Genomic DNA, 5663 nt, shown 5'->3' on the forward strand with positions numbered 1-5663 from the left:
AGGCGCTGCCGCCGCTACGGCGCACCACCTCGTCGAGCAGCTCGTCCATGCGCTCGGCGAGCGCGGCGACCTGGGTCTTCTCCAGGGCCACGCTGGTCACCCGGGAGCCGGCGGTGGCCTGGAGGAAGAACGTACGGCGCCCGGGAAGTCCGACCGTACCGGCCACGAAGCGGTCCGGGGGGTCGTAGAGGAACACCTGACGGGACACGTCCTGTCTCCATGGGAATCGTGTGAACGGCGGAATCGGGAGAGTCGGCGAGCCGGCCCNGCCGGCGGGTCGGCGGCGACCGCTTCACCCTACTGCGGCCGACGATCACGGTGCGCCCGCGCCGCCCCCGACGGGTGCGTCGTCGTCCGCGGGCTCCTCGCGCGGCACCAGGGACGCGAAGTCCCCGGTGTCCCCGAGCCGTACCAGGAACGGCCGCAGCCGGGTGTAGCGGATCGCGGTGACGGAGCACGGCTCGACCGAGATCCGCTGGAAGAGGTCCAGGTGCAGACCGAGCGCGTCCGCGACGAGGGACTTGATGATGTCACCGTGCGAACACATCAGGTAGACCGCGTCGGCCCCGTGGTCGCGCTCCACGCGCGCGTTCCACTCGCGCACCGCCTCGGCGGCGCGGGTCTGCATCGCGCGCATGGACTCGCCGCCGGGGAACTCCGCCGCCGAGGGGTGCGCCTGCACCACCTCCATCAGCGGCTCGTCCTTGAGCTCGGCGAGCTTGCGGCCGGACCAGTCGCCGTAGTGGCATTCCCCGATGCGCTCGTCGGTGTGCGCCGTCAGCCCTGGCCGGGCGTCCAGGAGCGGCCGTACCGTTTCCTGGCAGCGCCGCAGCGGGCTGGTGACGACCTCGGCGATCGGCAGCCCGTCGAGCCGCCCGGGCAGCGCGGCGGCCTGTGCGGCGCCGCGTTCGTCCAGGGCGACCCCGGGAGTCCAGCCGGCCAGCAGTCCGGAGGTGTTCGCGGTGGAGCGTCCGTGCCTGAGGAGGATCAGCGTGGGCATGCGGCCAGGGTAGGCGTACGGACGGCTCCGGCGGTGGCCGGGCGAAGGGAGAACACGCTCTGTGATCGTCGACTGCGCCGTCTACCGTGACGGCCGCCGCACCAGGGGGCCGAAGGACTTCTCCGACGCGCTGGCCGAGGCACGGGCCGCCGAGGGCTTCGTGTGGGTGGGGCTGCACGAGCCGAGCGAGCGGGAATTCGGTCTGGTCGCCGAGGAGTTCGCGTTGCATCCGCTGGCGGTCGAGGACGCCCTGAAGGCCCATCAGCGGCCCAAGCTGGAGGTCTACGACGACTCGCTGTTCGTGGTGCTCAAGCCCGTGCTGTACGAGCCGCGCAGTGACGCCGTCTCCACCGGCGAGATCATGATCTTCCTGGGCGACGCGTTCGTGGTGACGGTCCGCCACGGCGAGAGCGACGGGCTAGCCACCGTCCGGCACCGGCTGGAGCAGGAGCCGGAGATGCTCGGCCAGGGCCCCACCTCCGTGCTGTACGCGATCGCCGACAGCACCGTCGACCACTACCTGGACGTGGCCGCCGAGCTGCAGGCGGATCTGGAGGAGCTGGAGGCGGAGGTCTTCTCGCCGGGAGGGGGCCGGTCGCGGCACACGGCCTCGCGGATCTACGACTTCAAACGCCAGATCACGGAGTTCCGGCGGGCGACGGGCCCGCTGGGCCTGCCGATGGCCCGGCTCTCCGGCACCGGCGCGGGCGTCTTCTCCCCGGCCGTGCCCTTCGTGGACGACAGGGCCCGGCCCTTCTTCCGGGACGTCAGCGACCACCTGACCCGGGTCAACGAGTCCGTGGAGGGCCTGGACCGGCTGGTCTCGGACATCCTGTCGGCGCACCTGGCGCAGACCAGCGTCCAGCAGAACGACGACATGCGGAAGATCTCCGCGTGGGCGGCCATGGCCGCGGTCCCCACGATGATCGCCGGGATCTACGGCATGAACTTCGATCACATGCCGGAGCTGCACTGGACATGGTCGTACCCGGCGGTGATCGTGCTGATGGCACTGCTGGAGCTGCTGCTGTACCGGTTGTTCAAGCGGCGGGACTGGTTGTAGGGGCGCGGCCCGACGGCTCGGGTCCCGGGGCCGGGGCGGCGGGAGTACCGAGGGCGTCGCGGCGCTCGGGCATGGACAGGGTCACCATCCGCCGCCAGCCCACCAGCCGCTCGTGGACGTACACGGCGTGGATGCCGGCCGCGACGAGCGCCGAGCGGACCTTCGTCCAGCCGAGGATGCGGCCCATGCGGGCCATCACGGCGAGGCTGACGTCGCGGTGGACGCGGATCTCGGCCCACGCGCACGCGTGCAGGGCGCGCTGGATGGTCCGGCCGTGGCCGGCGGCGGCCAGGCGCAGCAGTTCCTCGTGGCAGTACGCGAGGTGGTTCTCCTCGTCCCGCGCGATCATGCGCACCGCCCGGCCCACGTCGGGGTGGTCGCCGAAGTGCCGCCGCAGCAGCTCCATCTGCTCGCAGGCGCGCTGCTCGGTGACCCGGCTGTGGGCCAGGTAGACGATGATGTCCCGCACGGTGAGCGGCTCGTCGGACCTGAGCCTGTCGTGCGCCAGTCCGATGCCCCGCTTCTCCAGGAGCATCGTGTAGTCGGTCCCGGGGGGCACCGGGACGGGGTCCAGGCCCCGCTTGTCCAGCAGGGCGCGGAAGATGCGCCCGTGCTTGTCCTCGTCCGCGCCGTGGCGCGCGATCTTCGGGGCGAGGTCGCGCTCGTCCGCCGGTGCCAGGGCGGCGATCCGGCCGTTCTCCCAGCCGCCCTGCGCCTCGCCGCCGGCCGCGATGGAGCAGAACAGCCGGAAGGACTCGTCGTGGTCGAGGATCTCCTGGAACAGGCTTCTGGGCGAGAGCATCGCGGGCCACCTCCCTGCCGGACCGCCGCGCAGCACGAGTCAAGTGCGGGCCCGGACATGCCGCAACACGGGTGCGGGAACACTGCGCCGAACGGCGGAGCGCGGGCGGGTCCCGGAGGTGCGCGGGCGTAACCGGGCGGGCACGCGTGCGTTGTTCTCCGTGACGGCCGTGGCGGGGTGGACCCCCGAGCCCCCACCACGGCCGTGGAAAGCCCCTGGGCCGGTCGGGCGCGCGCCCGTGGTGTTTACGCCAGTCCCGCGCGCTCCAGGGCCTCGGTGCCGGCGCGGAGAGAGGCGAGCCGCTCCTCCAGGGTGAAGCCGGCGGGGGCGAGGGTCAGCGTGGTGACACCGGCCGCCGCGTACGCCTTCATGCGGTCCGCGATCCGGTCGACGGAACCGAGCAGCGTGGTCCGGTCGATGAGTTCCTGCGGAACGGCGGCCGCGGCGCCCTGCTTGTCGCCCGAGAGGTACTTGTCCTGGATCTCGGCGGCCGCCTGCTCGTAGCCCATGCGGCGGGCGAGCCGGTTGTAGAAGTTCTGGTCGCGGCTGCCCATGCCGCCGACGTACAGCGCGGTGTAGGGGCGGAAGGTGTCGGCGAGGCGGGCCACGTCCTTGTCGTCGCCGACGGCGAGCGGCAGGGTCGGGCAGACGTCGAAGCCGTCCATGGTCTTTCCGGCCTTCTCACGGCCCGCGCGCAGGTGCTTGACCGCCGTCTCCTCGAGGTGGTCGGCGGAGGGGAAGATGAGCAGGGCGCCGTCGGCGATCTCGCCGGTCTGCTCCAGGTTCTTCGGGCCGATGGCGGCGATGTAGAGCGGGATGTGCTCGCGCTGCGGGTGGACGGTCAGCTTGATCGGCTTGCCCGGGCCGCCGGGCAGCGGCAGCGTCCAGTGCTCGCCGTCGTACGTCAGCCGCTCGCGGGTCATCGCCTTGCGGACGATCTCGACGTACTCGCGGGTGCGGGCCAGCGGCTTGTCGAACCTGACGCCGTACCAGCCCTCGGAGACCTGCGGGCCGGAGACGCCGAGGCCGAGCCGGAAGCGGCCGCCGGACAGCGAGTCCAGGGTGGCGGCCGTCATCGCCGTCATCGCGGGCTGCCGGGCGGGGATCTGGAAGATGGCCGAGCCGACGTCGATGCGCTCGGTCTGCGCGGCGACCCAGGCGAGCACGGTGGCCGCGTCGGAGCCGTAGGCCTCGGCCGCCCAGCACACGGCGTAGCCGAGCCGGTCCGCCTCCTGCGCGACGGCCAGGTTGTCCGCGTCCATCCCGGCACCCCAGTAGCCGAGGTTGATCCCGAGCCGCATGCCGCTCCCCTTACCGATCAGTAACGTTCCTTGTGCGGGGAACACTAGCGCGGGTCGGCGGGATTTCGGGTTGTCCACAGGTAACCCACGTCCCAGTTCTGGCCAGTAATCTCGGCGTTCATGGAGCAGAGGCATCTCGGCCGTACGGGCCTGCGTGTGTCCCGCATCGGACTCGGCACCCTGACCTGGGGCCGGGACACCGACGAACACGACGCCGCGGACATGCTGAAGGTGTTCTGGGAGGCGGGCGGCACCCTCGTCGACACGGCCGACGTGTACGGCGACGGGGAGGCCGAGTACCTGCTCGGGCGGCTCATGGACGGCCTCGTGCCGCGTCGTGACCTGGTCGTCTCGACCAAGGCGGGCAGCGTCCCGGACCCGGACCGCCGCTTCGACGGCTCCCGCGGCCATCTGCTCGCGGCCCTGGACGCCTCGCTCGCCCGCCTGGGCACGGACTACGTCGACGTGTGGCACGTCCACGCCTACGACCCGGACACGCCGTTGGAGGAGACCCTGCAGGTGCTCGACCTGGCCGTGAACAGCGGCCGGGTGCGCTACGCCGGGGTCTCGAACTTCTGCGGCTGGCAGCTGGCCAAGGCGGCGACCTGGCAGCTCGCGGCGCCGGGCACCCGGACGCGGCTGTCGAGCACGCAGATGGAGTACTCGCTGCTGCAGCGGGGCGTCGAGCGCGAGGTGCTGCCGGCCGCCCTCGACCTGGGCATCGGCCTGCTGCCCTCCTCACCGCTGGGCCGCGGTGTGCTGACCGGCAAGTACCGCAACGGAACGCCTCCGGACTCGCGGGGCGGCTCGGAGCATCTGGCGCCCTTCGTCGAGCCGTACCTCGACGACACCGCCGCCCGCATCGTGGACGCGGTGTCCACGGCGGCGGACGGGCTGGCGGTGACCCCGCTCCAGGTCGCCCTCGCCTGGGTCCGCGACCGCCCCGGCGTGGCCGCGCCGGTCATCGGCACCCGCAACGCACAGCAGCTCACGGCGGCGTTGTCAGTGGAGGCGCTTAGTCTTCCTGACGAGATCTGCCGGGCGCTCGACGACGTGTCGGCGCCGGTGCACCGCTATCCCGATCACGACTGGAGCACGCTGTGAGCGAGCCGGAGACCACGGAACACTCCGGGCCTGGCACCCCGGACCCCGGCCCGGAACCCGGCGCCCCGAGGACCGGCGGTACGACGGACGGCGAAGGACGGGGCGGCGCCGCGGAGAGCGGTGACGGTCCGACGGCCGGCCCGGACGCGGCGGACGGTACCGGCACGGCCGGGCTGTCCGAGGCCGAGGCGGAGCTCGCGGCTCAACGGGTCGAGCGGGAGCGGATCGAGCAGCGGAAGGCGGCGAGGAGGGGGCCGATCGAGAGCGGGGGGAGGCTGAGCGGCAAGGCGGCCGATCTGCTGGCGGCGGTGCGGGCCGTGGAGAGCGGGAGGACCCCTGCGGCCGGCGTCTCCGCCGAGCCGGGGGCGGAGGCCGTACCGCCGCCGCCCGTCC

The 5663-nt window shown here is 72.7% G+C and carries 6 protein-coding genes and 1 pseudogene; 3 read left to right on the top strand and 4 right to left on the bottom strand.

Annotation, left to right across the window (positions count from 1 at the left end):
* Positions 1 to 208: DUF3090 family protein (locus RH94_RS43095; protein WP_407697298.1), on the bottom strand; the 208-nt coding region annotated here is incomplete at its 3' end.
* A 105-nt stretch (positions 209 to 313) separates the two neighbouring features.
* On the bottom strand, positions 314 to 1000 hold the full coding sequence (locus RH94_RS11525) for a histidine phosphatase family protein (RefSeq protein WP_073947508.1): 687 nt from the start codon (positions 998 to 1000) through the stop codon (positions 314 to 316).
* 61 nt (positions 1001 to 1061) lie between these two features.
* Between RH94_RS11525 and corA the strand changes: the two genes are divergently transcribed.
* Positions 1062 to 2063, top strand: coding sequence for a magnesium/cobalt transporter CorA (corA, locus tag RH94_RS11530; RefSeq protein ID WP_073947509.1), 1002 nt, complete (start codon positions 1062 to 1064; stop codon positions 2061 to 2063).
* Here the strand turns inward: corA and RH94_RS11535 are convergent.
* Positions 2041 to 2865: a ferritin-like domain-containing protein gene (locus RH94_RS11535; RefSeq protein WP_073947510.1), complete on the bottom strand. Its 825-nt coding sequence runs from the start codon at positions 2863 to 2865 to the stop codon at positions 2041 to 2043. The two genes, corA and RH94_RS11535, sit on opposite strands and share 23 nt — an antisense overlap.
* Positions 2866 to 3110: 245 nt before the next feature.
* Complete coding sequence (locus tag RH94_RS11540; RefSeq protein WP_073947511.1) at positions 3111 to 4166, bottom strand: LLM class F420-dependent oxidoreductase; 1056 nt, start codon at positions 4164 to 4166, stop codon at positions 3111 to 3113.
* 120 nt (positions 4167 to 4286) lie between these two features.
* On the opposite strand from RH94_RS11540, the gene RH94_RS11545 reads away from it, so the two are divergent.
* A complete protein-coding gene (locus tag RH94_RS11545; protein ID WP_073947512.1) occupies positions 4287 to 5270 on the top strand; it encodes an aldo/keto reductase in 984 nt (327 codons plus the stop codon).
* Positions 5267 to 5663, top strand: a pseudogene (locus RH94_RS43100) (DNA helicase RecD); the annotation flags it as partial. The gene RH94_RS11545 and the pseudogene RH94_RS43100, both read left to right, overlap by 4 nt.

Origin of the sequence: Streptomyces kebangsaanensis (assembly GCF_001906585.1) — a bacterium.
Classification (GTDB): domain Bacteria; phylum Actinomycetota; class Actinomycetes; order Streptomycetales; family Streptomycetaceae; genus Streptomyces; species Streptomyces kebangsaanensis.